This is a genomic window from Flavobacterium sp. xlx-214, assembly GCF_013874595.1.
Lineage (GTDB): Bacteria > Bacteroidota > Bacteroidia > Flavobacteriales > Flavobacteriaceae > Flavobacterium.
Genome location: NZ_CP059431.1, coordinates 969,928 through 995,815 on the forward strand (window position 1 = coordinate 969,928; position 25,888 = coordinate 995,815).

Consider the following 25,888-nt stretch of genomic DNA (forward strand, 5'->3'; position numbering starts at 1 on the left):
TAATGAAAATTATCGTTCCAATGGCGGGTCGTGGCTCACGATTACGCCCACATACATTAACAACTCCAAAACCTTTAATTCCTATTGCTGGCAAACCAATCGTTCACCGTTTGGTAGAGGATATTGCTAAAGTAATCAATCAACCTATTGAAGAAATTGCGTTTATCATACACGAAAGTTTCGGCAAAGATGTTGAAAAAGATTTAATTGCGATTGCTGAAAAATTAGGCTCAAAAGGAACTATTTATTACCAAAACGAAGCGTTAGGAACAGCACATGCTATTTTGTGTGCTAAAGAAAGTATGCAAGGACCCATTGTGGTTGCTTACGCTGATACCTTATTCCGTGCCGATTTTACGTTAGACGCTTCTGCCGATTCTGTAATTTGGGTAAAAGCAGTTGAAGATCCTTCGGCTTTTGGTGTAGTTCAGTTAAATGATAAAAATGAAATTGTTGATTTTGTTGAAAAACCATCAGAATTTATTTCAGATTTAGCTATTATTGGAATTTATTTCTTTAAATCGGCTGAAAATTTACGTGCAGAATTAGAGTATTTATTAGACAACAACATCGAAAAAGGTGGCGAATATCAATTAACCGATGCTTTAGAAAATATGAAGCAGAAAGGATTGCGTTTTGTACCTGGAAAAGTAGATGAATGGATGGATTGTGGTAATAAAAATGTTACCGTTGACACCAATAACCGTATGTTAACCTTTTTACATAACGATGGAGAAGTTTTAGTCGCAAATTCAGCAGTTATTGAGAATTCAACTATTATAGCACCTTGTTATATTGGCGAAAATGTGGTGTTGAAAAACGCAACAGTGGGTCCAAATGTATCGTTAGGTAATAAAACAATAGTTGAAAACGCTAGTATTAAAAACAGTTTGGTACAAACAAACGCAGTAATTAAAAATGCAAATTTAGATAACGCCATGATTGGCAATCACGCTAAGTTTGATGGTAACTTTACCAACATAAGCATTGGCGATTACAGTGTGTTAGAATAATCTTAAAAAATCCGTTAAAAGCGGATTTTTTTGTTTCTTTATCGTTTCAATTTAATTTCAATGAAGCAACTATTCATCATATTAGCATTAGGCACTTTCTTTGTTTCGTGTAAATCGAGCAAAAAAAACACAAATCCTACCGAAAATAAAACGGAAGAACTTTTGGTTGATGACAAACCTGTAGAAACAACAAAACCAAAAGTAAAAGAAAACACTAAAGATGCTAACAAAATTGCGGTTAATGAATTAGCTACAGAACATTATGCTTTGTTTGAAAACTTTAATACTTTAAACATTGTTTCTGAGGTAGAATATGATGATGGAAGCATAGACCACTCTATAAAAGCAGATATTAAAATGCAAAAAGACAAGCAAATTTTAATTACAGCTCGTGTCTTATTTTTTACTGCAAAGGTTTATTTAACACCAGATAGAGCTAGCTTTTATGAAACATTTAATAACACGCATTATGATGGCGATTTTAAATTTCTTTCTAATTTTTTAGGAACCGATGTTACGTATGAAAATGTGGAAAACCTGCTTTTAGGAAAAGCATTTTACAATTTAAATATGTACGATTACAAAAAAGTTCAAAATAATGAATTAGAATTAAAATTAAATCAGTTTTTAATGAAGTTGGTTTTAGGTTCTAAAAATCAAATTGCATCAACAGAAATTACCCAAAATAAAAGTGCCGATAAGTTGGTGATTCAATATCCATCGTATCAATCAAGCGATAAAATTTATCTTCCTAAAGAAATAAAAATTCATGCTATGCAGAAAAAGGATGTTAAAATTAACCTTGATTATAAGAAAGTATCGGTAAATCAATCCATTGATTTTAAATATAAAATCCCAGATAACTCAAAAGCAATAAAAATTTAATTATTTTTGAACAAAATTCATTGTAATGCATCGCATTTTATCTTTTATACTACTATTTTTAACGATAAGTTCTTACGCGCAACAAGATTATGAAGCGCAACAACGCCAATTAGAAGAGCGTAAAGCGTCTATTTTAAAAGAAATTAAAGAATATCAAACGCTTTTAAACACCAATAAAAAGCAAGAGCGCAACATTTTAGCCGAACTTAATGAACAAAACAAAAAAATTAAGTTACAAACCGAGCTTATTAACAACTCTAACAAACAAGTTAAAACGTTAGGCAATGATATTTATGTAAACACAATTGCATCTAACAAATTGCGCAAAGAATTGGCTGTTTTAAAAGATGATTATGCCAAAACAATTGTAAAATCGTACAAATCGCGTTCAGAGCAAAACCGCATTATGTTTATTTTATCGTCTGAAAACTTTTTACAGGCGTACAAACGTATGCAATACATTAAGCAATATGCAAAATATCGTAAATCGCAAGGTGATGAAATTCGATCAAAATTTGAAGAATTAGAACGAATTTCGGCTCATTTAGAAGTTCAAAAACGTAAAAAAGAGCAAGTTGCAAACGAACAAGAAGGTCAACGCAAAGTATTACAAGAAGATAAAAACAAGCAAAGTGAGTTGATGTCTTTGGTACAAAAAGATAGTAAAAAATACAGCGCGCAGATAAAAAACAAGCAACAAGAAACCAAAAAGATTGATCAGCAAATTAAATCAATCATTAAAAAGATTATTGAAGAAGAAAACCGCAAACGTAGAAAAGAAGAAGCGCGTAAAAAACGTGAAGAAGAAGCAAGAAATGCAAAAACAGGTTCTACTTCAAAACCAACAACAACAGTTACAAAAACAAGCAGCTCAGGTAAATTTGATTTAACACCTGCAGAAAAAGCCCTTGCTACTAGTTTTAGCAACAACAGAGGTAGTTTGCCTTGGCCAGTTGAAAAAGGGTATATTTCATTAGGTTATGGAGATCAACCGCATCCTGAATATCCAAGTTTAACCATTCACAACTCGGGTATTGAAATTAGTACTGAAAAAGGAGCTTCGGTTCGTAGTGTTTTTGAAGGCGAAGTAATGAATATTCAAGTAATTGGTAATAACAAAGCTGTGTTTATTCGTCATGGTGAATACATTACCGTTTATCAAAACTTAGCATCAACATCGGTTTCAAAAGGTCAAAAAGTATCAACAAAACAAAAAATTGGTACTGTTGGTACCAACCATGAAGGAAAATCGATTTTAAAATTTGTACTAACAAAGAACGAGAGTATCAACAATCCACAATCGTGGTTAAGTGGCAGATAATATGGAAATTAGAAAACCTTTTAATTTACAGGAATGGATTAATGAGAATAGAAGCTTGTTAAAACCGCCTGTAGGCAACAAAAATATTTATGTAGAATCGGGTGATTTTATTGTGATGATTGTTGGCGGACCAAATGCGCGTAAAGATTATCATTATAATGAGTCAGATGAGTTTTTCTATCAATTAGAAGGCTCAATACAAGTTGCTGTGCAAACAAATCATGGCAAAGAAGTAATGCAACTAAACGCAGGCGATGTATTTTTATTACCTGCAAAAACACCACACTCGCCTATTCGTTCTGAAGGTTCTGTTGGATTGGTTGTCGAAATTAAAAGAGCTAACTCTAATGCAAAAGATGGTTTATTATGGTTTTGCGATAATTGTAATGAAAAACTATACGAAGTGTATTTTCCATTAAACAATATAGAAACCGATTTTTTACCTCATTTTAAACATTTTTATCAATCGGAAGATTTAAGAACGTGCAAAAAATGTGGAACAGTTATGGAAGCAGACCAACGCTTTATTGGTTAAACCCAAAACTTTTTATAACTTAGCTAATCAACAAAAAATAACAAAAGCAAGGCACTTGCGTAAAGAATTATGAAAGATTTTTTAGTAAAATTAGGATTAAAAGAAACAAATGTAGGTTCTTCAACAGGATCTGAATGGTTTGCAAACGGAGCTACAATTCAATCATATACACCTGTAGATGGTTCTTTAATTGGTTCTGTACAAACTACTTCTAATGAAGATTACGAAAAAGTAATGAACAAAGCTGCCGAAGCTTTTAAAACATGGCGTTTGGTTCCTGCTCCTAAACGTGGTGAAATTGTACGCCAAGTTGGTGAGGCTTTACGTGAAAACAAAGAAGCTTTAGGTCAGTTGGTTTCTTATGAAATGGGTAAAAGCTTACAAGAAGGTTTAGGTGAAGTCCAAGAAATGATTGATATCTGTGATTTCGCAGTAGGTTTATCACGTCAATTGTACGGTTTAACCATGCATTCAGAGCGTCCAATGCACCGTATGTATGAGCAATACCACCCAATTGGTGTTGTAGGAATTATTTCTGCATTTAACTTCCCAGTGGCTGTTTGGTCATGGAATGCTGCTTTGGCATGGGTTTGTGGCGATGTTTGTGTTTGGAAACCAAGTTCTAAAACGCCTTTATGTGCTATTGCTTGCCAAAATATCATTACTAAAGTATTTGCAAAAAACAACATCCCAGAAGGCGTTAGCTGTTTAGTTACAGGAAATGCTTCTGGTGATTTAATGAATAATGACAAACGTGTACCTTTAGTATCTTTTACAGGTTCTACGCGTATTGGTCGCCACGTATCTAAAACCGTTGCAGAACGTTTTGGTAAAACTATTTTAGAATTAGGTGGTAACAATGCTATTATTGTTTCTGAACATGCCGATTTAAATATGGTTTTAGTGGGAGCTGTTTTTGGAGCTGTTGGTACGGCTGGGCAACGTTGTACATCAACACGTCGTTTAATTGTACACGAAAGTGTTTACAACAAAACAATTGAAACATTGAAAAGCGCTTACGGACAATTAAAAATTGGTGATCCGTTAGATGCTGCTAATCATGTTGGTCCGCTTATCGATAAAAAAGCAGTTGAAGATTATTTAAATGCTATTGAAAAAGCAAAAGCCGAAGGTGGAAATATTGTAGTTGAAGGCGGTGTTGTTGAAGGTGCTGGATATGAAAGTGGATGTTATGTAAAACCTTGTATTATTGAAGCTAAAAACGAGTTTGAAATTGTACAAGAAGAAACTTTTGCTCCTATTTTATATGTGATGAAATACAGCACTATTGAAGAAGCAATTGATATGCAAAACAATGTACCACAAGGATTATCATCAGCAATTTTCACAAACAACTTAAGAGAAGCAGAATTATTCTTATCTCAATCAGGTTCAGATTGTGGTATTGCAAACGTAAACATTGGTACTTCGGGAGCTGAAATTGGTGGTGCTTTTGGTGGCGAAAAAGAAACAGGTGGTGGTCGTGAATCAGGATCTGATGCTTGGAAAGTTTATATGCGCCGTCAAACAAACACTATTAACTATGGTAAAGAACTTCCTTTAGCACAAGGAATTAACTTTAATATTTAAAAAGAACAATGAAAAAATTATTTATAGCAACAGTAGTATTATTATCTGTTCAATTTGCATCAGCTCAATCAGCAGATTTTAAGAAAGATGTCGTAAGTTATATTAAAATGTCAGGATCTGCGGCCCAAGTCACAGCTGTTCTAGAACCAATAATAGAACAAATACCTGAAGATAAACGAGCTGATTTTAAAAAGGATCTTGATTCTTCATTACCAAGTTTATATGAAAAAATAGCTGATGTAATGATGAAACATTATACGCATGATGATATCAAAAAAATGATTGAATTTTACAATTCACCTGTTGGAAAAAAAATACAAGAGGTAACCCCTAAAATAACAAAAGACCAAATGAAAGCGGGACAAGAATGGGGAATGGAATTACAAGGTATTTTAATGAAATATATGCAATAACAAAAAAGGAGTTTAAAACTCCTTTTTTGTTGTAAAATTGTTAAGAACAGTTGTTTAGTTCAAAAAAAATTGTACTTTAGTTCTCTATTTTAAATTTTTAATAAAATTACATCATGAAAAAGATTTTTTTAGGAGCAGCAATGTTCTTTGCAATACAATCAGGATTTGCTCAATCACAAGACGCAAAAACGTTTGTTGCCAATATGGGAATTAAACAACAATTAGATGGAGCTAAAGAACAAATTCTTCCATCTATTGAAAAAGGTAAAGAAGCAGACTTTACAAAAGAGTTTGACGCAGTTGTTACTGACTTTACAGCAACATTTTCTAAATTAGTAGATGAAAATTATGATATGGTTTTGGTAAAAGAAGCTAACAAAAAGTTTGCTGAAACAAAAGAAATGACACAAGTTATGCCTAAAGATGCAGTTGCTTTTCAAGAAAAAGTAAACAACATGCAAAATGAAATAGGTATGTCATTACAAGGTTTGGTAATGAAATATGCAGATAAGGCGGCTTTAGAAGCAGCACAAGAATAATACATAAGAGGTCTAAAAGACCTCTTTTTTTATGTGCTTTTCTGTTGTACCTTTATCATTATGCACAACACTATAAAATGCCCTTGCTGTTCTGGCTTAATGTACCAAAATTGCTGTCAGCCTTATCATACAAAAGAAAAAAATGCCGAAACTGCAGAAAAGTTAATGCGGTCGCGCTTTGCTGCTTTTGCCATTCCTAACGGTGCGTACTTAATGAACACCACTTTACCTGCAAAACGAAAATTTCACAGTGAAAAAGAGCTTCAAGAATGGGGCGAAATAAATACGTGGAAAAAGCTTGAAATTATCAGCACTCCTGCAATAAATCAAGTTGAATTTAAAGCCTTTTATGATGATGTTGGTGGAAATGAACAAGTTCATCACGAATTATCCATCTTTCAAAAAATGGGAGATCGTTGGTTTTATGTATCAGGCGACTTTTTAAACGACAATTAATGGCGTAATTTATACTTATATTTGTTATGGGACGAAGAACCGAAGCCAATCGTTTGGCGCATAAAAAGAAAGTAGATCTTAAAAAAAAGCGTGAACAAGACGCTGCTACTACACGCAAAGAGAAATTGAAAGCCATACAGCAGCAGTTTTCTCAACAGCAAAAACCCGAAACCGAAAAATAAATGAAAATTCTACATACCGCCGATTGGCATTTAGGAAAACGCTTAGATCGCTTTTCGCGTTTAGAGGAGCAATTAGATGTGATGAATGAAATTGTTGCTATTGCTGATGAGCAAAATGTAGATTTGGTGGTGGTTGCTGGCGATTTATTTGATGCCTTTAACCCTGCTGTTGATGCGGTAGAATTATTTTTTAAGACGTTAAAGCGCTTATCTAAAAATGGTACCCGACCTGTAATTGCTATTGGTGGTAATCACGATTCGCCTGATCGTATTGATGCTCCTGATCCGTTAGCACGTGAATGCGGCATTATTTTAATCGGATATCCGCAAGCTGTTGTTGCTCCTTTTGAATTGGATCGTTTTAAAATTATACAATCCTACCCTGGTTTTATTGAACTTGAGATTAAAGGTATTGATTATCCCATCCGAATTATTCATACCGCTTTTGCTAACGAAATTCGTTTAAAACAATATTTTGGCGAAGAAAAAGAAACAGCTTTAAATCAAGTTTTAAAAGAGCATTGGAACGATATTGCTGAAAAGCATTGCGATGAAAAAGGTGTAAACGTGCTTGTTTCTCATTTATATATGAACAAATTGGGTGAAAAACTTTTGGAAGAACCTGAAGGCGAAAAACCGATTAAAATTGGAACTGCCGATTTGGTTTACACCAATTGTATTCCATCGCAAATACAATATACCGCATTAGGGCACTTACATGCTTTTCACAACATTGGCACTGATGAAAAACCTATTGTTTATGCATCTTCGCCCTTGTGTTATAGTTTCAGCGAAGCGGGTCAAACCAAATATGTAAGTGTTATTGATATTTTACCTAACCAAAAAGCAATTTACAATAAAATAGCGCTTACAAAAGGCAAAAAGTTAGAGCGTAAAACCTTTGATAGTATTACAAAAACAGTCGATTGGTTGCTTGAAAATCCTAACACATTGGTTGAATTAACTTTAATAAACGATACTTTTATTACTGCCGATGAACGCAAACTGATTTATCAATCACATAATGGAATTGTACATTTAATTCCAAAAATAAAAGTAGCTGCATCTGAAGAAAACGCAGTAAAAGAAATCAATTTAAACCAAAATATTCACGATTTGTTTCAAGATTATTTTAAATCTAAAAACAACAATCAAGCGCCCAACGAAGATTTAATGAATTTATTTAACGAGATTTTAAATAAATAATATGATACCCATTCAACTTACCATAGAAGGTTTATACTCGTACCAAAACAGACAAACAATTGATTTTTCAGATTTAATTGATGCAGGTTTATTTGGTATTTTTGGAGCAGTTGGCTCGGGAAAATCATCTATTTTAGAAGCCATTACTTTTGCACTTTACGGCGAAACAGAACGTTTAAATGCACGCGACAAACGCACGTACAACATGATGAACTTAAAATCGAACCGTTCGTATATTGAGTTTGATTTTGAAGTAGGTGCAACAATATATCGCGCCACTCGTGAGTTTAAAAGAAACACCAAACGCTTTGATGATGTTAAAACGCCTTCGGTTGTTTTCTATGAACAAAAAGAGGGAAATTGGGTTCCGTTAAATCATTCAAATGCTGAGCTTTTATTGGGTTTAAGTTACGAAAACTTCAAACGCACTATTATTATTCCTCAAGGTCAGTTTAAAGAATTTATTGAATTAGGTCCGAAAGATCGAACACAAATGATGAAAGAAATTTTTAATCTACATCGTTTCGATTTACAAGACAAAGTCGTGCAATTAAACAGTTTAAACTTAACAGAATTAAATCAATTAGAAGGAAAATTATCTGGCTTTGAAACCGTTTCAGAAGAAAACATAAACCAATTAAAAGAGGTTTTAGCTCAGCAACAAGCAACTTTAAACAAAGCAAAAGAAGACTATCAACTTGTTAACAACCAATTTCAACAGGTAAAATTATTAAAAACCGATTTTGAATTGCTTCAAGTAAAAAAACAGTTGTTTAAAGAGCAATCACAACAAAAAACACTTATTGATGCAGAAAAAAAGCAGTTAGAAATGTACGAAACTTATTGGACTGATTTCTCGCATCTTTTAAAAGAAAAAGCCAAACAGCAAGAAAGCTTAAGTGCTAAACAAACTGCGGTAACAACTTTACAAAACACATTAGCTACTTTAGAAACTTCGGAAGTAACATTAACAACAAGTTTAAATGCTGTAAAACCTCAATTTGAAGCATTACCTGAAAAGCGAAAAACTTTAAACGATTTAGAATTAATTGTGCAAACGCTTGGTTATGCAGAAGAAATTAATCTTTTAAAACAGCGTAGCGAAAACGGTAAGTTGAAGGTTGAAGAAGTAGAACAAAAAGAAGCCGATTTAAAAAACGTGATTAAATCATTAGAAGAAAAGTTAACGCAACTTGAAGTTTCTAAAACAGATGCACAATTATTGAATGATGTAGGCAACTGGTTTGTTAAAAACGATTTGTATCAATCAGAGTTCAATAAGCAAAGCATAAAAACTTCAGAACTTAAAGTGCAAATTGATGCCATATCTTCTCATTTAAAACAACAAAATATTGAAGAAGCTACATTTGAAGATCAAATTGCGGCAAAAGAGCATCAATTTAGTAATGAAAAAGAGCAAATTAATGCTCAAAAAAATGCGTTGTTGGTACAACAACAAATGGCGCAATACACTCATAATTTGCACGATGGTGAAGCGTGTCCGCTTTGTGGTGCTTTAGAACATCCGGCGGTTGCAGTTACCGAAGATGTTTCGAACAAATTAGAAGCTGTAAACGCTCAATTGAATAAAATAGCTATTGATTATAAAGCCTTTTCGTCCTTTGTTACAGAAACAAAACAAATTTTTCAACGAAAACAACTTTTAAACGATCAGTTAACAACAGAAGAAATTGCCTTAAAAGCACAACAAAACCAAATAGATGCACATAAAAAATTGTTTATTTGGGAAGACTTTTCAATGAATGATTTTGAAGGTTTTGAACAAGCTAGAAAACAAGCAGTTGCTTTAGAAACAGAAATAAAAGCTGTAACAAAAGAATTAAAAGAACAACGTTATTTTTTAGAAACAGAGCAACAACAAGCAGAAAAATTTAAGAATGCGTTGGCATCTTTTAAAATAGAAGAAGCTCAAAAACAAACTCAGATCAATCAAAACATTAGCAATTTAAAAGTTTTGTCATGGTCTATTTTTGAAAGTAAAAACAAAGTCGAGGTTAATACTGAATTACAAAATGTATTTGCTGAAATACATCACATTGAAAAAGAATACGAGCAGTTAAACACACAGTTAAATGAAGTGTTGCAACAAATTGCCGTGCAAAAAAACAGTATTTCCATAAATGCTAATGATATTCAATTGTTGCAAAATCAGATCGAAACAACAAAACAAAACATCAAAAACACACTTGAAAAGCATCAAATCGAAACTTTAGAAATCGTTACCGATGTACTAAGCAAACCGATTGATATTGCAGAGGTTCGTGCTAAAATTGATCGCTTCTTATTAAATTATGAAGGATTAAAACAAGTCATCCAGAATTTAGAAATTAAGCTAAAAGACACATCGTTCAGTCAAGAAACCTATGATGCTCTTTTAAATTCCTTTAACAAAGCAACAGAAACTTTAAACGAAGCGTCAGCAGATTTTACCAAAACACAAGCTGAAATTAATCGTTTAACCAAAGCTTTTGACGACAAAAAAGAATTGCTTAAAACCTTTGCCAAACTTGAAAAAAGACGTGATAATTTAAAAGTTATGACCAATCTTTTTAAAGCTTCAGGGTTTGTACAATACGTTTCAAGTATTTATTTGCAGCAATTGTGTGACAATGCCAATGTGCGTTTTCACAAAATGACTCGAAACCAGTTAAGTTTACAAATGAACGAAAACAACGACTTTGAGATTATTGATTATTTAAACGAAGGGCGTTCACGCAGTGTAAAAACATTATCGGGCGGGCAAGCGTTTCAGGTATCGTTAAGTTTAGCACTTGCGTTGGCAGAAAGTGTACAGGCTAATGCAAAAAGCGACCGTAACTTTTTCTTTATTGATGAAGGTTTTGGTACGCAAGATCAGGAATCTGTGAACATTGTGTTTGAAACCTTGCAGCATTTACATAAAGAAAATAGAATTGTAGGTATTATTTCGCACGTTGAAGAGTTAAAAGAACGCATACCCGTTGCTTTAAACATTACCAAAAATGAAGAAACAGGTAGTTTTATTGAAAAAAATTGATACATTTATAAAAATTAACACTTATGAAAAAACTAATTTTTATTGTTCCTGTACTTTTTTTAATATCTTGTGAAGATCCTGAATATGGAATAAAAAACTCAGAGCCAATTTTTGGAGAAGAAAATATTGATAAATTGAGTTCTTCAAAAGTTGAAGTAACCTCATTAGAAACAGTTACTTTCTCTTATAATGTAAAAACAAACGGTTTACCTAAAAGAGATTTATACGATTCAATTACCTTCTCTGTTTCTGGTATTGAAGAAGAACTTCGTGTTTTTACAATTGGATATGAAGATCCTAATAGCCCAATTGGTAATCCAGCTGAGTATGAAATTACAATTTGGCATCATACCTTTATGAGTATAGGTTCGTATGAAACAAAATTAATAGGTTACAAAAATGGAAATAAAAAAACATTAGATGCATTAACCATTAATGTTACTAATCCTTACAATTTTTTCAATATAAATTGGAGTGATAGTACAACAAAAACTAATAGCTATATCAATACTATTAACAATTTTGTACTAACTGTTAATTCAAAAAAGGTTGGTGGGGCAATAAATAACAAAATGACTGCAAACGCTGCTTTTTCATGGAAGTATAAACAATGGCCGTTTACTCAAAATGAATATGAAAAAGGAAGGGCTGTTCTTTACAATGCTATGATTAAGGAATATGGAAAGCCTACATATACAAGTGAAGATGATTTTGTAAATATTTTTAATGATTTATTTATAGAAAAAATAGATGAAATGGATGATATTGAATGTATCTGGATTACTGAAAAAAGTAAGATAGCCTTATTATCTTCTCAACGTTTTTCGGATACACAAAAAGAATATTATTTACATGCCCAAGAAAAAAACTAGAAAATGATTTTGAAGGAAAATATTTTAGATCAGATTTAGGTTTTGATTTATAAAGAAAAAGCTCGATTTTTAAATCGAGCTTTTTTTATTTTTAAGATTTTAAACATCATCAAAATCAACATAAATTTCATCTGTTGTTACATAAGCTTGGCAAGCCAATAACAAACCTTCTTCCACTTCATCATCCATTAAAATATGATTGGTTTTCATTTCTGCCGATCCTTTCACCGTTCTACACATACAAGAGCTGCAAATTCCGCCTTGACAAGAATAAGGAGCATCTACACCATGTTTTAAAGCGGCACTTAAAATGTTTTCGGTACGTGGCATATTAAAAGTGGTTTCAACATCATCAACCAAAACGGTTACTTTTACCATTCCTTCGCCCGTTACCGGAATTTCTCCATTAGTACTGCTAGTGGTAAACAATTCGTAATGAATTTGGTCTTCAGAGGCACCGTTTTCTTTTAAAACATCGGTAACCTTTTTAATCATATCTTCAGGTCCGCACAAAAAGTACTCGTCTACACGTTTTTCACTGTGTTTGTTTTTAAAAACAAAATTAATGGTTGATCTTTCAATTCGACCAAATAATGACCCTTCTGGATGTTCTTTCGTAAAAGTATAATGAACAAAAAATCTTCCTAAATATTGATTCTTTAAAGCCTCAATTTCGTTAAAGTAAATAGTATCTTCAACCGATTTATTGCCGTAAACCAAAACAAAAGTAGTATCGTTTGCGCTTTCTAAAATATCTTGTGCTAACGAAATAATAGGGGTAATTCCAGACCCTGCAGCAATACCAGCAACAATTTTCGCCGTTTTATTTTCTAAAACAAATTTACCTTCGGGTACAGCAATTTCTAAAGTATCACCTACCTGTAGTTGTTGTGTAACGTAGTTTGAAAAAACACCGTTTTCTACCGCTTTTACCACAACGCGTAATTCATTGCTTTTTGGAGACGAGCTAATAGAGTAAGAACGTCTTATTTCTTCGCCATTAATATCTGCTTTAATATTTACATATTGTCCAGCTTCAAACTGATACGTTTCTTGTAATTCTGTTGGTATATCAAATACAATCGAAACTGCCAAAGGCGTTTCTTTTCTTATTTCTTTAACCTTTAAAGGATTGAATTTTGACATTTATCTAATTTTTTACAAAAATACAAAAATCAAACGGCTTCAAAATGACTTTTATCATTTCCTATAGAAATTTTATACCTAAAACTTTGATGCATAAAAAAATTATGTATATTTGTCATACCTAACAATCATAAGTATATGAAAAAGCAGCAACAATTATATAAAGGAAGTTTAAATACCATTATTATGAAACTTCTTGAACAAAACGGTAAAATGTACGGTTACGAGATTACGCAGAAAGTAAAAGAAATTACACAAGGCGAAATGAATATTACCGAAGGGGCTTTATACCCTGCTTTGCATAAAATGGAAGCTGAAGGTTTTTTAGATGTGGAGATGGACCGCGTGGATGGACGCATTCGTAAATACTATAAATTAACCGAAAACGGAGTGAAAGAAACAGTTTCGCGTATGGAAGAGTTAGAGAATTTCATTCGAAATATGCAAAATATTGTTACGGGTCCTAATTTTAAATTGGAAATGTAATGAAGTTAACAACGGAACAAATAAAACTAATTGAAGAAAAATTATACCTAGAGTATGATTTTTATTACGATGATGCAAAACATGAAGTAATTGATCATATAGCTTCAGAAATTGAAGAATTGATGGAAACCACTTCGTTTGAAGAATCGTTTGATAGCGTTTTTCAAAATTGGCATAATCGTTTACAAGAAACCGAATGGAGTGGCATGCATTTGTATGGAAAAATTAAAATGCCCTTGTTTTATAAAAGTCAGTTAATGAGCACTTTTAGAAATGATTTGTTTATTTGGGTTGCATTATCGTTGTTTTTTCCTGCTATAATTTATCTTTTTAAAGATGCTATGGAAATAGAAACTATTAACACAACTGTTTTTATTTATAAGATTGTGGTTTTTGTTATTGCCGTTTTTCTAAACAAATATACGTTAGATAAGTATCAAAATGGCAAGTATACAACTGTTTATGGACAAATAGCTTCATGGTCTAACAAGAAAACGGCTGTAGCATTATCATTAATGGCAGTTTCAATGATTTTTATGCAAAGAGATAGCTTCAGATATAAAGAAAATATAGAATTATGGTTAGGAACATTAGTGTTTTTTAATGCTTTTTATTTTATGTTCATTATTAAGTATTGTAATTATTTTCGTCATTTAAAATTGGTAAAAAACATCAAAAAATGGAAACACGCTTAACTACACAACAAATACAATTTATAGAGAACGCTTTAATTGAAAAGTGCAATTTTAAAGATTTTGATGATGTTCGTTTAGAAGTTGTTGATCATATTGCTACTGAAATTGAAGAAAAATTAAATCATTCTGAGAACACATTTGATCAAGCATTTATAGAGGTGATGAATAAATGGAATCCAATTATTTTACCTAAAACATGGAGCCGTTATGAAAATGTTCCTTACATCGTTTGTAAGTTATGGAAATCACTCGATTGGAAATTTCAGTTTAGTGCCATTCCTATAGTTGCTGTAATTTCGTTCGTTGCTTATCAATTACAAGAAAAAGACATTTCAATGTATTTTTTTATGTTGCCTATTTTGTTATTGGGCTTTTTAGCAAACGCTTATTTAGTTTATAGAAAATTCACCAATAAAACACACTCTACTTTAAGTACATATGCATTACAAAAAATCATAGGACAAACATTTCTTTTAGTGGCTTTTCTATTGATGAATTTATTCTTTGTTTCTAGCGTTGGAAGCAAAACTATAATACCTATTTTCTGGCCAACTACTTATGTTTCATTGTTAGCAATAGGAAAAGCTTGGGTAATGCACAAGCACTTAAAAATAGAAAATCAACTATTAAAAGTTATCTAATGAAACAACTAACTACACAACAAATACAGGAAGTTGATAAAAAATTAATCAATCTTGGTTTTACATTTATTGATCATAGAATAGAAGTTTTAGACCATATTTTATGTTTAATTGAAGAAAAAGAATCTGAAGATGTGAACTGTAATATAAAAATTGTTTTTGAGGAGCAGAGAGATTATTTAAAAACGCAAAAGTTAACACAATGGACTAATGTAATGTCGCAAAGAGTTTCATTATTGAAAGATATCTTTTTAAATCCTGTATTTATTTTCCTTTGGATTTTGTCTTATTTCATTTACGATAATTTACCATACTCAAATTACAATTTATTATTAGAAGACTTGGATGTGATACCAATGGCAATCCCTATTTTAAGTTTTGTTTTTCTAGGGGCGTATACTTTTGTTTCAAAAAACAAAGTTGCTGGTACTTACGGAGCATTGTTTACCATTAGTTTTATAATGATGTTTTATCTGTATTTTGGAATTCATTGGGTAAGAAAGATGGAACAATTCCCTTCTCTGCTGCTATTATCAGGTTTTACAGCGGTTAGTTTAATGTTGTATTATTTGCTTTTTTATTACAAAATTAAAAACGATCAAAAATTTAAAATGCTATTAAACAAATAATGAAACAACTAACTACACCACAAATTGATGAGCTTTTTGCCTTTACCAAAAAACATTTGGTCGAGCATTACGATGTTCAAGTAGAACTGGTTGATCATTTGGCAAACGCGATTGAAGATCAATGGAAAGAAAATCCGCATATTTCGTTTGAAGAAGCTTTGCAAAAAGAGTACAAAAGTTTTGGTGTTTTTGGCTTTTCTGGTTTAGTTGAACAAAAACAAGCAGCTTTACAAAATCATTATTGGAAAATGATCAAAAGTGAAGTCATTGATTTCTTTTCCATACCAAAAATTATTTTTTCAACCGTTTTGTTTTATGCTTTGTTTCGTTTTTATGCCAATCCAACTGATTTAGGTGAGCAAATGTGGTTTGGTTTAAAAATAGTACTTTTTATTGCAACAATTTTATTATGGATTTATCAAAATCGTCAACTAAAAAAGAGTCCAAATAAATATTTAGTACAATCAATAAGCATTTATTTTTACAGTTTGCCATGTACATTTATGGTGTTTTTTAGTTCAAGCATAAATCAAAAGCCTAGCCTTTTTCTATTGGTGTTAAATACAACTACTACAACATTATACATTCTTTTTATAGCTGTTTTATTTGCAAAGATTATTCCTTTAATTAAAACCGAAATTAATCAAACCGACCTAAAATTTAGTAAAATATGAGAAAATTAACCGAAAACGAAATAAGTCAGTTATTTGATTTTACAAAAAAGCATTACGTAGAATTTTACGATGTTCAGGTAGAATTGGTTGATCATTTAGCCAATGCTATTGAAGATCAATGGAAAGAAAATCTGAATATTTCTTTTGAAGATGCTTTAGATATTGAATTTAAGAAATTTGGAATATTTGGTTTTACAGGTTTGGTAGAGCAAAAACAAGCCGAGTTACATAAATACTATAACAAAATGTTGTGGGGCGAAGTACTAAAATTCATATCAATTCCTAAAGTAGTTGTTTCTGTAGTTTTATATTTAAGTATTTACTTCTTTTTAAAAAACACAAATGCAATAGGCGAAACTATTGTATTAACATTGTTACTTATTTCGTTTATTTTTTTTATGATAGATGGATTTCGATTCATTTCTAAATCAAAAAGAGAACAAAAAAGAGAAGGGAAAAGTTGGTTGATTCAGTCAGTAGCGCAATCAATATTTTCATTACCAACTATTGGTTTAGGCGGCGTCTATTTTACATTTATAAACAGATTTTTTGAAGAGCAATTAGGTTTGTCTAATTCTGGAGTGTATTTTCTAGCTTTTTTTGCATTGATTCAATGTATCTGTATGTATGTTTTTTATAAAATCATTAAACCTCATTTTAATAATAGTATAAAGGAAACCGAAAAAAGATATCAATTCGCTTAAATTATGAAAATAGAGAAAGAACAATTACAACAAATTTCAGAATGGATTGCGAATCAGAAAATTAATTTTTTTGATACTTGGGGAAGAATGAACAAAAAGCCTCTTTATTATGATATTCAATGCGAAATGGTAGATCATATTGCCTCGGATATTGAAAGTTTAATGATGAAAGAGGAGTTGAGTTTTGAGCAAGCTTTTAGTGTAGTTCAAAGAAAATGGTCAGTTAACGAACTAAAAAAGCTAGAAGTTGCTAAAAATAAAGCAATGCGATCAAAATATAACGGAAAATACTTTGAAGGATTAAAGACCATACTATTATCGCCTAAAATATTTTTATTCGCCCTTATAGGTTTTGTAATTTATAAGTTGTTGATGATAGATGAATATTGGTTTTCTGAAGTGAAATTTACAATTTCACTAAGTATTTTATTTTTTGGTTTGTTTCTGATTTTAGTAAATATGTATCAAACACATAAAATAAACGGAAAAAGACATCAGTTTTTATTAAACGGTTTAAGCTATCGTATTATTGCAGTACAAACAGGATTTACGGGTATTGCAACTAATATGTTAATGAATTACTTTATTGAGCCTATGAATTTTTTTAATACTGATGCTTACAATTTTCATTCAAACAGTATTAAGTTAAGTATCATACTTACTTTAATGCTTATTCATATAAGCATTGTTTATTTTGTGGTTCATAAATCACTTAAAAAAGATTTAAAACAATATGTACAGTTTTATTCTTAATACATTCAACCAAAAACCAAACACTTTAATTAAAAAAAGCTCTTGAAATTTCAAGAGCTTTTCCTTATTTAAGAATCAAATTTTAAAAATTCGATTTAAATTGTTCTAAGAAACGTACATCGTTTTCAAAATACATACGAATATCGCCAATTTGATATAAAAGCATTGCCATACGCTCTAAGCCCATACCAAAAGCAAAACCAGAATATTTGTCGGTATCAATATTAGAAGCTTTCAAAACATTTGGGTCTACCATACCACAACCCATGATCTCTAACCAACCTGTGCCTTTGGTAATACGGTAATCAGTTTCGGTTTTTAAACCCCAATAAACATCAACTTCTGCACTTGGCTCGGTAAAAGGAAAATACGAAGGACGCAAACGGATTTTTGACTTACCAAACATTTCTTTTGTAAAGTAAAGTAAGGTTTGTTTTAAATCGGCAAACGATACATCTTTATCAATATATAAACCTTCTACTTGATGGAAGATACAGTGTGAACGAGATGATATTGCTTCGTTTCGGAAAACACGTCCTGGTGAAATGGTACGAATAGGCGGTTGATTGTTTTCCATATAACGTACCTGAACCGATGAGGTATGCGTACGTAACAAATAATCAGGATTCATTTGTATAAAAAACGTGTCTTGCATGTCACGCGCAGGGTGGTGCGCAGGAAAGTTTAAAGCTTCAAAATTATGCCAATCGTCTTCAATTTCAGGACCTTCAGAAACATTAAATCCAATGTTTGAAAAAACATCAATTACTTGGTTTTTTACTAAAGAAATAGGGTGGCGTGAACCTAAAGAAATAGGAGTCCCTGGGCGCGTTAAATCGCCAAAAAAACCGTTGCTTTCTTCCTTAGCTTCTAAAACATCCTGAATGGATTTGATTTTGCTTTCAACCGAATTTTTTAAGGTATTAATGGCTTGACCAAAATCTTTTTTCTGATCATTCGGCACATTTTTGAACTCAGCAAAAATATCATTAATAAGTCCTTTTTTAGAAATAAATTTAATTCTAAAAGCGTCTAAAGCCTCTTTATTATCGGTAGTAAAAGCTTCTGCTTCACCAATCAGTTCTTTAATTTTATCTATCATTGTTTCTGAAAAGTAGTTATGCAAATTTACGCTTTTGATTGATGCGAAAAAATTAGAATGGTTAAAAATTAATGAATGTATGTGTTATCTATAAAATACTGCACAATTGCCTCTTTCATTAAAACAGTTTGTTCGCCTGCTTTTAAATGTGGTAACTGGTCTTTTACATGATAATGCGGCCAGCCATCGTTATCAAAATGCGAAAACTCATAATATCCAAAAGGCTCAAGTAAACGACAAATAGCTATGTGCATAATGTTTACTTTCTCATCTTTTTTAAATTTTTTGTTGAATTTTCCTAATTCTTGAATGCCAATTAAGTAAATAATACCATCAACATCTAATATATCTCCGTCAGCAAATTGGTTGGATAGTTTTTCAACCAACACATCCCATCTTTGCTTTAATTGTTCGTCTCTTGCCATATTTTAAAAATACAAAGATATCGTGAAATGATGAATGTGTACTATATTTGTGATTTATTTTGGTATGATAGTTTTAGATTTAATAATTGCCGTTTTATTAGGTTATGCTTTGTTTAAAGGTGTGCAAAATGGGTTAGTGGTTTCGGTAATATCGTTAGTTGCCTTACTTGTAGGGATTTATTTTTCATTACGATTTTCTTTCTTTACAAGAGATTTTTTGATTGATAATACGCAATGGAACCCAAATACCATTACAGTTGCTGCTTTTTTTATAACATTTGTATTGGTGCTTTTTGCTTTATACGGAATTGGAAAACTTGTAACTAAAATGGTTGATAGTTTGGCTTTGGGTTTTGTAAATAAATTAGCGGGTGCTTTATTTGAAGGAGTAAAAATGATTTTAATAATTTCGGTTTTTTTGAATTTATTTCAAAAAATCAATTTTAATAATTTATTAGTTTCGGAAGAGAAATTAAATGAGAGTATTTTTTATAAACCTGTAGAGAGTATTTCTAAAATAGTTTTTCCGTTAATGGATAAATGGTATAAGCTAGCTTTACAAGAAGCAACGGATGGCTTAAAAGAAATGAAAGAAAATGAAAAACCACTCAATTAATGAGTGGTTTTTTTATATTAACCTTTGTCTGCTATCCAATTTCCCGACTTCTTTGAAGAAGTATTTACCCATGTACCTGATGCTGTTTTTCCGTACATTTTACCTGTAAAACCACCAATATCAATTGTTGAAGTATACATTAATCTAATATTTACATCACCATCTTTTGAGACTCTTCCCACAAGTGAGAGATCAGACTCAGGAAAAGAATCAGACATAATGGTTCCTGTTATCGAACCATCGCTTTTTACGTTGAAGTCAAATGTTCCAGTATCCCCACCTGAAAAAGTAGCTGTCCAAGGTCCTTTAAAACTATCATAAGGACTTGTAACTACTACTGGATCTGGCTCTTCATGACAAGAAATGGTTGATAAAGCCAATGGTAAAACTAATAATAATGATAATAATATTTTTTTCATAATTGAATAGTTCTTGATTTAGTTAAAATTATTATTTGCTAATGTAATAATAATTTTTATTTAGCAATAATTAAAATGAATAAGTTAAAATAATTAACATTTAATAGGGTGTTATTTAGATAAATTCTCTAACATTACTTTTGTCATACTTTCTAAATCAAAATCATGTTTCCAGCCCCAATCTTCTCTAGCTGATGAATCATCAATACTTGAAGGCCAAGAATCGGCAATTGCTTGACGGAAATCTGGTTCGTAATCAATTATGAAACCTGATTTTTCTTTAGCAATTTGTTCAGCAATTTGTTTTGGAGTAAAGCTGATTGCAGCTAAGTTATAGGCAGAATGTATTTTTATATCTTCTTTCTTAGCTTGCATAATACCAACCGTTGCACGTATAGCATCATCCATATACATCATAGGTAATTCAGTATTCTCACTTAAAAAACAAGTGTATTTATTTTGCTCGACAGCTTTATAGTAAATATCAACTGCGTAATCGGTTGTGCCACCACCTGGAGGTGTTTTCCAAGAAATTAAACCTGGATAACGAATGGAACGTACATCTACGCCATATTTATTGTAATAATATTCGCACCAGCGTTCGCCTGCTTGTTTAGAAATTCCGTAAACGGTTGAAGGTTCCATTACTGTATATTGCGGTGTATTGTGTTTTGGAGTTGTAGGACCAAATACTGCGATACTTGAAGGCCAAAATATTTTTTTAATTTTTCCTTCTTTGGCTAAGTTTAAAACGTGAAATAATGAATTCATGTTTAGATCCCAAGCAAAAGCAGGGTTTTTCTCAGCAGTTGCCGATAATAAAGCAGCCATTAAATATACTTCGTCTACCTTATATTTATCAACCAAAGCGGCAACTTCATCAAATTTCATAGCATCCACTAGTTCAAAAGGACCTGTTTGAAAAACTTCTTGTTCGCCTTTTCTGATATCCGATGCAATTACATTATCAATTCCGTATAATTCTCTTAATTTTAAAGTAAGCTCAGAACCAATCTGTCCGCAAGCTCCAATAATTAATATTTTGGTCGTGTCCATGTTGTTAAAATTGTTGCACAAATATAACCTTTGTACCTTAAATATTTTTAAAACTTCTTCAAAAAAATCATCAAAGTATTCTTAATATTTACATTATTAAAACCATTTATGCCTTTAAGATTAGTAAATTTGTGTTTTTGATATAAACCTAGTTATGAAATATATTGCTTTTATTGTTTTTACTGCATTAAGCATCATTTCTTGTAAGAAAGAAGCAACACAGGTTGTAAATCCTGTTTCAAAAATATCGCAAGATTCTTTAGTTCGGAGTATTCATGGTAAATGGAAATTTGCTGTTTCTGTGAATAATCCATCCATTAGTAAAAATCTTAGTAATTGGGAAGATTGGCGAAATTATGTAAATGAATTAACCATTGCTCCTAATCCATCACTAGGAAATATGGCACATAAAGCGACTAAATTGGTTGAAAAAGTAGCTGTTTTAAAAAACAGTATTCCAGAAAAATACAACAAGCAAGAAACCAAAGCAAGATTAGCATTGCTAGAAACCAATGTGCAAAATTTGGATATGTTGCTGGGGTTAGAGCCTATTAATATAAAAGAAGTACAAAAATTGTTGGCAAATATTCAAAAGAACACCAATTCAATTATCAATCAATTTGACGAGTTTGAAGTAAAAGCTAAGATTCCGAAAGAAATAGGAGAAAGCGAGTTATTTCAACCTATTGATACTATTAAACGTGCCACCTTAAATGCCATACCTAAGGAATAATGAGTATTAAAAAAGTATTTGAACAAGCAACTAAAACGCAACAGTTACAAGAAAGTATAAAAAAAACAGGTCATAAAATTCATGCAAAGGGTTTTATTGGCTCGGCTTTATCGTTTCAAATTCAAGCGTTATTTAAAACTTCTGAGCAACATTTTTTACTCATTTTTAACGATAAAGAAGAAGCTGCATATTATTTAAACGATTTAGAAAACCTTATTTCTAAAGATTACGTTTTGTTTTATCCAGGTTCGTATCGCAGACCTTATCAAATTGAAGAAACAGACAATGCAAATGTTTTATTACGTGCTGAAGTTTTAAACCGATTAAATGCGCGCAAAAAACCAGTGGTGATTGTTTCGTACGCCGATGCTTTGTTTGAAAAAGTGGTTACGCGCAAGCAATTAGATAAAAACACACTGAAAATTGCTGTTAATGATAAAATGACGATTGATTTCATTAACGAAGTTTTGTTTGAATATAATTTTAAACGTGTAGATTTTGTTTCGGAGCCTGGCGAATTTTCAGTACGTGGTGGTATTATTGATGTTTTTTCATTCTCGAATGAAAATCCGTATCGTATTGAATTCTTCGGAAACGAAATTGATAGCATTAGAACGTTTGATGTTGAAACACAATTATCTATTGAAACTAACAAGAAAATCACCATTATTCCTAATGTAGAAAATAAATTTTTGCAAGAAAATCGCGAAAGCTTTTTAAACTATATCAGTCCAAATACGGTTATTTTTCTTCAAAATACAAAAGTAGTTTCAGAGCAATTGACTAAAATGTTCAGCAAAGCTACCGAAACGTTTGAAAAATTAAACAGCGATGTAAAACATCTTTCTCCTGAAGAAATGTTTTTACCAGCAAATGAGTTTTTACAAAAAGCAGATGATTTTACAGTTGTTGAACTTGCTGCCCAAAACTTTTTTACGCCTAATTTATCGTTAGAATTTTATAACAAACCGCAACCTTCGTTTAACAAACAATTCGATTTGTTAATTGAAAATCTCAACCAGAATACAATAGATGGTTTTACCAATTATTTGTATTGCTCAAGTGAATCGCAAAGCAAGCGTTTCGAAGAAATTTTCTCGAGTTTAAAAGATCAAAACAAAAGCATTCAGCAATATAAAACGGTTGTAATGCCTTTGTATCAAGGTTTTATTGATGAAGAAAATCAAATTGTTTGTTATACTGATCATCAAATATTTGAACGATACCATAAATTTAACATCAAAAACGGATATACCAAAAAACAAACCATCACTTTAAAGGAGCTTACAACTTTATCGGTAGGCGATTATGTTACGCATATTGATCACGGAATTGGTAAGTTTGGCGGTTTGCAAAAAATTGATGTAGAAGGCAAAAAACAAGAAGCTATTAAATTAGTGTATGCCGATAACGATATTGTGTACGTTTCTATTCACTCGTTACATAAAATATCTAAGTATAATGGCAAAGAAGGCGCACCACCCAAAATCCATAAAATTGGGTCAAACGCATGGAAAGCCTTAAAACAAAAGACCAAAGCTCGTGTTAAACATATTGCGTTTAACTTGATAAAATTATATGCAAAACGCAGATTAGAAAAAGGATTTGCTTGTGCGCCCGATAGTTATTTACAAGCCGAATTAGAGAGTTCGTTTATTTACGAAGATACACCCGATCAGTTAAAATCAACCATTGATGTAAAAACAGATATGGAAAACGACAGACCAATGGATCGTTTGGTTTGTGGTGATGTTGGCTTTGGTAAAACCGAAGTTGCTATTCGCGCTGCTTTTAAAATGGTCGATAATGGTAAGCAAGTCGCTGTTTTGGTGCCTACAACTATTTTGGCGTTTCAGCATCATAAAACATTTACCGAGCGTTTAAAGGATATGCCTGTAAAAGTGGCGTATTTAAATCGATTTAAAACTGCAAAGCAAAAAGCCGAAACATTAAAAGATTTGGCCGATGGTAAGGTGGATATTATTATTGGTACACATCAATTAGTAAATAAAAATGTGGTTTTTAAAGATTTAGGTTTGTTGATTATTGACGAAGAACAAAAGTTTGGAGTTGCCGTAAAAGACAAACTAAAAACCATTGGTGAAAACATTGATACCTTAACTTTAACGGCAACGCCAATTCCAAGAACCTTACAGTTTTCGTTAATGGCTGCCCGCGATTTATCGGTAATTACAACGCCGCCGCCAAACCGTTATCCTATCGAAACCAATGTGGTTGGTTTTAACGAAGAAATCATTCGCGATGCTATTGCGTATGAGATAGAGCGTGGCGGACAGGTGTTTTTCATCAACAATCGTATCGAAAATATTAAAGAAGTCGCCGGTATGATTCAACGTTTGGTACCTCACGCAAAAGTTGGTATTGGGCATGGACAAATGGATGGTAAAAAACTAGAAGAGTTACTTTTATCTTTTATGGAAGGCGAGTTTGATGTTTTGGTTGCAACTACTATTATAGAAAGTGGATTGGATGTACCTAACGCCAACACTATTTTTATTAACAATGCCAATAATTTTGGATTGAGCGATTTGCATCAAATGCGTGGGCGTGTTGGGCGTAGCAATAAAAAAGCATTTTGTTATTTCATAACACCACCGTATTCTGTAATGACAGAGGATGCTCGTAAGCGTATATCAGCCTTAGAACAATTTAGTGATTTAGGCAGCGGATTCAATATCGCTATGAAAGATTTAGAAATTCGTGGTGCTGGTGATATTTTGGGAGGTGAACAAAGTGGTTTTATTAATGAAATTGGATTTGAAACCTATCAAAAAATCATGAATGAGGCAATTGATGAGTTAAAAGAGAACGAGTTTAAGGATTTGTATGAAGAAGAACAAAATATAGATACCAAAGAATATGTAAAGGATATTGTGATAGAATCCGACTTTGAAATTTTGTTTCCAGATGAATACATTAATAATGTATCAGAACGATTAACTTTGTATAATGAATTGGCAACCTTGAAAACAGAAGATGAGTTAATTGCTTATCAAAACAAATTAATTGACCGATTTGGAGCATTGCCTAAACAAGCTGAAAATTTATTAGATTCTGTTCGTATCAAATGGATTGCATCGAAAGCAGGTATTGAAAAATTAGTGTTAAAACAAGGCAAAATGATTGGTTATTTTGTTAGCGATCAACAATCAAGTTATTATCAATCAGTTCAATTTAGAAAGGTATTGCAATTTATTCAGGTTTATCCAAAATTAGCAACACTAAAAGAGAAGCAAACTAAAAACGGTTTGCGTTTACTTTTAACTTTTGATCATATTAAATCAATAGGAAAAGCTTTAGAAAGCCTTCAAAAATTACAACAGCTATGAGAATTTTAATCGTATTATTGTTTTTAGGATTTAGTATTAATAAAACTTTTGCCCAAGATACACTGCATTTTAAGACAAAGCCAATTGTTAAAGATGCTAGTTATAGCGGTGGCGGTATGGAAGATTTGTATTATTATGTAAACAATAATTTTAATTATAATAATGTAAAAAAAACAGATATTCCTCAAACAAGTAAAAAACAGTCGTATTTTATTTTCTATGTTGTTTTTGCTATTAGTGAAGACGGAAAAGCATTTGAATTTTCGCCAAAAGAAATTAAAGAAGATAATAGTTTTTATAAAGAAGCAGTTCGTGTAATAGCGTCTGTCCGTTGGAATCCTTCTTTGGTTGGTAACGAATATAAAAAGCAGTTTTTAGTGCTGCCAATCAAAGCAAGTGTTAATGAATAA

Annotated in this window: 28 protein-coding genes; 23 read left to right on the top strand and 5 right to left on the bottom strand. The window is 31.7% G+C overall.

What is annotated here, in order from left to right; all coding sequences use genetic code 11:
• Positions 1-2 precede the first annotated feature (2 nt).
• The 12 genes from H1R17_RS04530 to H1R17_RS04585 all read left to right on the top strand — a co-directional run bounded on the left by H1R17_RS04530 (position 3) and on the right by H1R17_RS04585 (position 12,049).
• Entirely contained in the window at positions 3-1,013 is a 1,011-nt protein-coding gene (locus H1R17_RS04530; RefSeq protein WP_163431557.1) for a sugar nucleotidyltransferase, read from the top strand.
• A gap of 60 nt (positions 1,014-1,073) precedes the next feature.
• Entirely contained in the window at positions 1,074-1,898 is an 825-nt protein-coding gene (locus tag H1R17_RS04535; protein WP_163431558.1) for a DUF4292 domain-containing protein, read from the top strand.
• A gap of 25 nt (positions 1,899-1,923) precedes the next feature.
• The gene (locus tag H1R17_RS04540) at positions 1,924-3,219 is read left to right on the top strand and encodes a murein hydrolase activator EnvC (protein WP_163431559.1); all 1,296 of its coding nucleotides are present in this window, start codon (positions 1,924-1,926) and stop codon (positions 3,217-3,219) included.
• A 1-nt stretch (position 3,220) separates the two neighbouring features.
• Positions 3,221-3,754 (top strand): 3-hydroxyanthranilate 3,4-dioxygenase, encoded by a 534-nt coding sequence (locus H1R17_RS04545; protein ID WP_163431560.1) that lies wholly within the window; start codon positions 3,221-3,223, stop codon positions 3,752-3,754.
• A gap of 69 nt (positions 3,755-3,823) precedes the next feature.
• On the top strand, positions 3,824-5,344 hold the full coding sequence (locus tag H1R17_RS04550; RefSeq protein ID WP_163431561.1) for an aldehyde dehydrogenase family protein: 1,521 nt from the start codon (positions 3,824-3,826) through the stop codon (positions 5,342-5,344).
• 8 nt (positions 5,345-5,352) lie between these two features.
• Positions 5,353-5,757 (top strand): DUF2059 domain-containing protein, encoded by a 405-nt coding sequence (locus H1R17_RS04555; protein WP_163431562.1) that lies wholly within the window; start codon positions 5,353-5,355, stop codon positions 5,755-5,757.
• Positions 5,758-5,870: 113 nt separating this feature from the next.
• Positions 5,871-6,296, top strand: coding sequence for a hypothetical protein (locus tag H1R17_RS04560; protein ID WP_163431563.1), 426 nt, complete (start codon positions 5,871-5,873; stop codon positions 6,294-6,296).
• Positions 6,297-6,356: 60 nt separating this feature from the next.
• A complete protein-coding gene (locus H1R17_RS04565; protein ID WP_220458661.1) occupies positions 6,357-6,752 on the top strand; it encodes a YchJ family protein in 396 nt (131 codons plus the stop codon).
• A gap of 26 nt (positions 6,753-6,778) precedes the next feature.
• A complete protein-coding gene (locus H1R17_RS04570) occupies positions 6,779-6,934 on the top strand; it encodes a hypothetical protein (RefSeq protein ID WP_163431564.1) in 156 nt (51 codons plus the stop codon).
• The gene (locus H1R17_RS04575) at positions 6,935-8,140 is read left to right on the top strand and encodes an exonuclease subunit SbcD (protein ID WP_163431565.1); all 1,206 of its coding nucleotides are present in this window, start codon (positions 6,935-6,937) and stop codon (positions 8,138-8,140) included.
• A gap of 1 nt (position 8,141) precedes the next feature.
• A complete protein-coding gene (locus tag H1R17_RS04580; protein ID WP_163431566.1) occupies positions 8,142-11,177 on the top strand; it encodes an AAA family ATPase in 3,036 nt (1,011 codons plus the stop codon).
• A gap of 23 nt (positions 11,178-11,200) precedes the next feature.
• Positions 11,201-12,049, top strand: a complete 849-nt coding sequence (locus H1R17_RS04585; RefSeq protein WP_163431567.1) for a hypothetical protein — start codon at positions 11,201-11,203, stop codon at positions 12,047-12,049.
• A 99-nt stretch (positions 12,050-12,148) separates the two neighbouring features.
• On the opposite strand, the gene H1R17_RS04590 is transcribed toward H1R17_RS04585, so the two are convergent.
• Positions 12,149-13,195 (bottom strand): FAD-binding oxidoreductase, encoded by a 1,047-nt coding sequence (locus H1R17_RS04590; RefSeq protein ID WP_163431568.1) that lies wholly within the window; start codon positions 13,193-13,195, stop codon positions 12,149-12,151.
• A 138-nt stretch (positions 13,196-13,333) separates the two neighbouring features.
• Here H1R17_RS04590 and H1R17_RS04595 point away from each other — a divergent pair, with 138 nt between their 5' ends.
• From H1R17_RS04595 to H1R17_RS04625, 7 genes are read left to right on the top strand one after another with little or no spacing between them, the layout of a single operon-like run.
• A complete protein-coding gene (locus H1R17_RS04595; RefSeq protein WP_163431569.1) occupies positions 13,334-13,681 on the top strand; it encodes a PadR family transcriptional regulator in 348 nt (115 codons plus the stop codon).
• The gene (locus H1R17_RS04600) at positions 13,681-14,376 is read left to right on the top strand and encodes a hypothetical protein (protein ID WP_163431570.1); all 696 of its coding nucleotides are present in this window, start codon (positions 13,681-13,683) and stop codon (positions 14,374-14,376) included. The genes H1R17_RS04595 and H1R17_RS04600 overlap by 1 nt, the downstream gene beginning before the upstream one ends.
• Positions 14,361-15,017 carry a hypothetical protein gene (locus tag H1R17_RS04605; RefSeq protein ID WP_163431571.1) on the top strand — a complete coding sequence of 219 codons (657 nt, stop codon included), beginning with the start codon at positions 14,361-14,363 and terminating at the stop codon, positions 15,015-15,017. Before H1R17_RS04600 ends, H1R17_RS04605 begins: the two co-directional genes overlap by 16 nt.
• Positions 15,017-15,646 (top strand): hypothetical protein, encoded by a 630-nt coding sequence (locus tag H1R17_RS04610; RefSeq protein ID WP_163431572.1) that lies wholly within the window; start codon positions 15,017-15,019, stop codon positions 15,644-15,646. Before H1R17_RS04605 ends, H1R17_RS04610 begins: the two co-directional genes overlap by 1 nt.
• Positions 15,646-16,320, top strand: coding sequence for a hypothetical protein (locus H1R17_RS04615; RefSeq protein WP_163431573.1), 675 nt, complete (start codon positions 15,646-15,648; stop codon positions 16,318-16,320). The genes H1R17_RS04610 and H1R17_RS04615 overlap by 1 nt, the downstream gene beginning before the upstream one ends.
• Positions 16,317-17,024, top strand: a complete 708-nt coding sequence (locus H1R17_RS04620) for a hypothetical protein (RefSeq protein WP_163431574.1) — start codon at positions 16,317-16,319, stop codon at positions 17,022-17,024. The genes H1R17_RS04615 and H1R17_RS04620 overlap by 4 nt, the downstream gene beginning before the upstream one ends.
• Positions 17,025-17,027: 3 nt before the next feature.
• Positions 17,028-17,777, top strand: coding sequence for a hypothetical protein (locus H1R17_RS04625; protein ID WP_163431575.1), 750 nt, complete (start codon positions 17,028-17,030; stop codon positions 17,775-17,777).
• 82 nt (positions 17,778-17,859) lie between these two features.
• Here the strand turns inward: H1R17_RS04625 and pheS are convergent, their stop codons facing one another.
• On the bottom strand, positions 17,860-18,879 hold the full coding sequence (gene pheS, locus H1R17_RS04630) for a phenylalanine--tRNA ligase subunit alpha (protein WP_163431576.1): 1,020 nt from the start codon (positions 18,877-18,879) through the stop codon (positions 17,860-17,862).
• A 68-nt stretch (positions 18,880-18,947) separates the two neighbouring features.
• Complete coding sequence (locus tag H1R17_RS04635) at positions 18,948-19,304, bottom strand: hypothetical protein (RefSeq protein WP_163431577.1); 357 nt, start codon at positions 19,302-19,304, stop codon at positions 18,948-18,950.
• Between the two features lie 64 nt (positions 19,305-19,368).
• Here H1R17_RS04635 and H1R17_RS04640 point away from each other — a divergent pair, with 64 nt between their 5' ends.
• Complete coding sequence (locus H1R17_RS04640; protein WP_163431578.1) at positions 19,369-19,920, top strand: CvpA family protein; 552 nt, start codon at positions 19,369-19,371, stop codon at positions 19,918-19,920.
• A 17-nt stretch (positions 19,921-19,937) separates the two neighbouring features.
• Here the strand turns inward: H1R17_RS04640 and H1R17_RS04645 are convergent, their stop codons facing one another.
• Both H1R17_RS04645 and H1R17_RS04650 read right to left on the bottom strand, forming a co-directional pair.
• On the bottom strand, positions 19,938-20,339 hold the full coding sequence (locus H1R17_RS04645) for a hypothetical protein (protein ID WP_163431579.1): 402 nt from the start codon (positions 20,337-20,339) through the stop codon (positions 19,938-19,940).
• 111 nt (positions 20,340-20,450) lie between these two features.
• A complete protein-coding gene (locus H1R17_RS04650) occupies positions 20,451-21,395 on the bottom strand; it encodes an NAD-dependent epimerase/dehydratase family protein (RefSeq protein ID WP_163431580.1) in 945 nt (314 codons plus the stop codon).
• A gap of 154 nt (positions 21,396-21,549) precedes the next feature.
• Between H1R17_RS04650 and H1R17_RS04655 the strand changes: the two genes are divergently transcribed.
• From H1R17_RS04655 to H1R17_RS04665, 3 genes are read left to right on the top strand one after another with little or no spacing between them, the layout of a single operon-like run.
• A complete protein-coding gene (locus H1R17_RS04655; RefSeq protein ID WP_163431581.1) occupies positions 21,550-22,128 on the top strand; it encodes a hypothetical protein in 579 nt (192 codons plus the stop codon).
• Positions 22,128-25,478, top strand: a complete 3,351-nt coding sequence (gene mfd / locus H1R17_RS04660) for a transcription-repair coupling factor (RefSeq protein ID WP_163431582.1) — start codon at positions 22,128-22,130, stop codon at positions 25,476-25,478. The genes H1R17_RS04655 and mfd overlap by 1 nt, the downstream gene beginning before the upstream one ends.
• Positions 25,475-25,888, top strand: coding sequence for a hypothetical protein (locus H1R17_RS04665; protein ID WP_163431583.1), 414 nt, complete (start codon positions 25,475-25,477; stop codon positions 25,886-25,888). Before mfd ends, H1R17_RS04665 begins: the two co-directional genes overlap by 4 nt.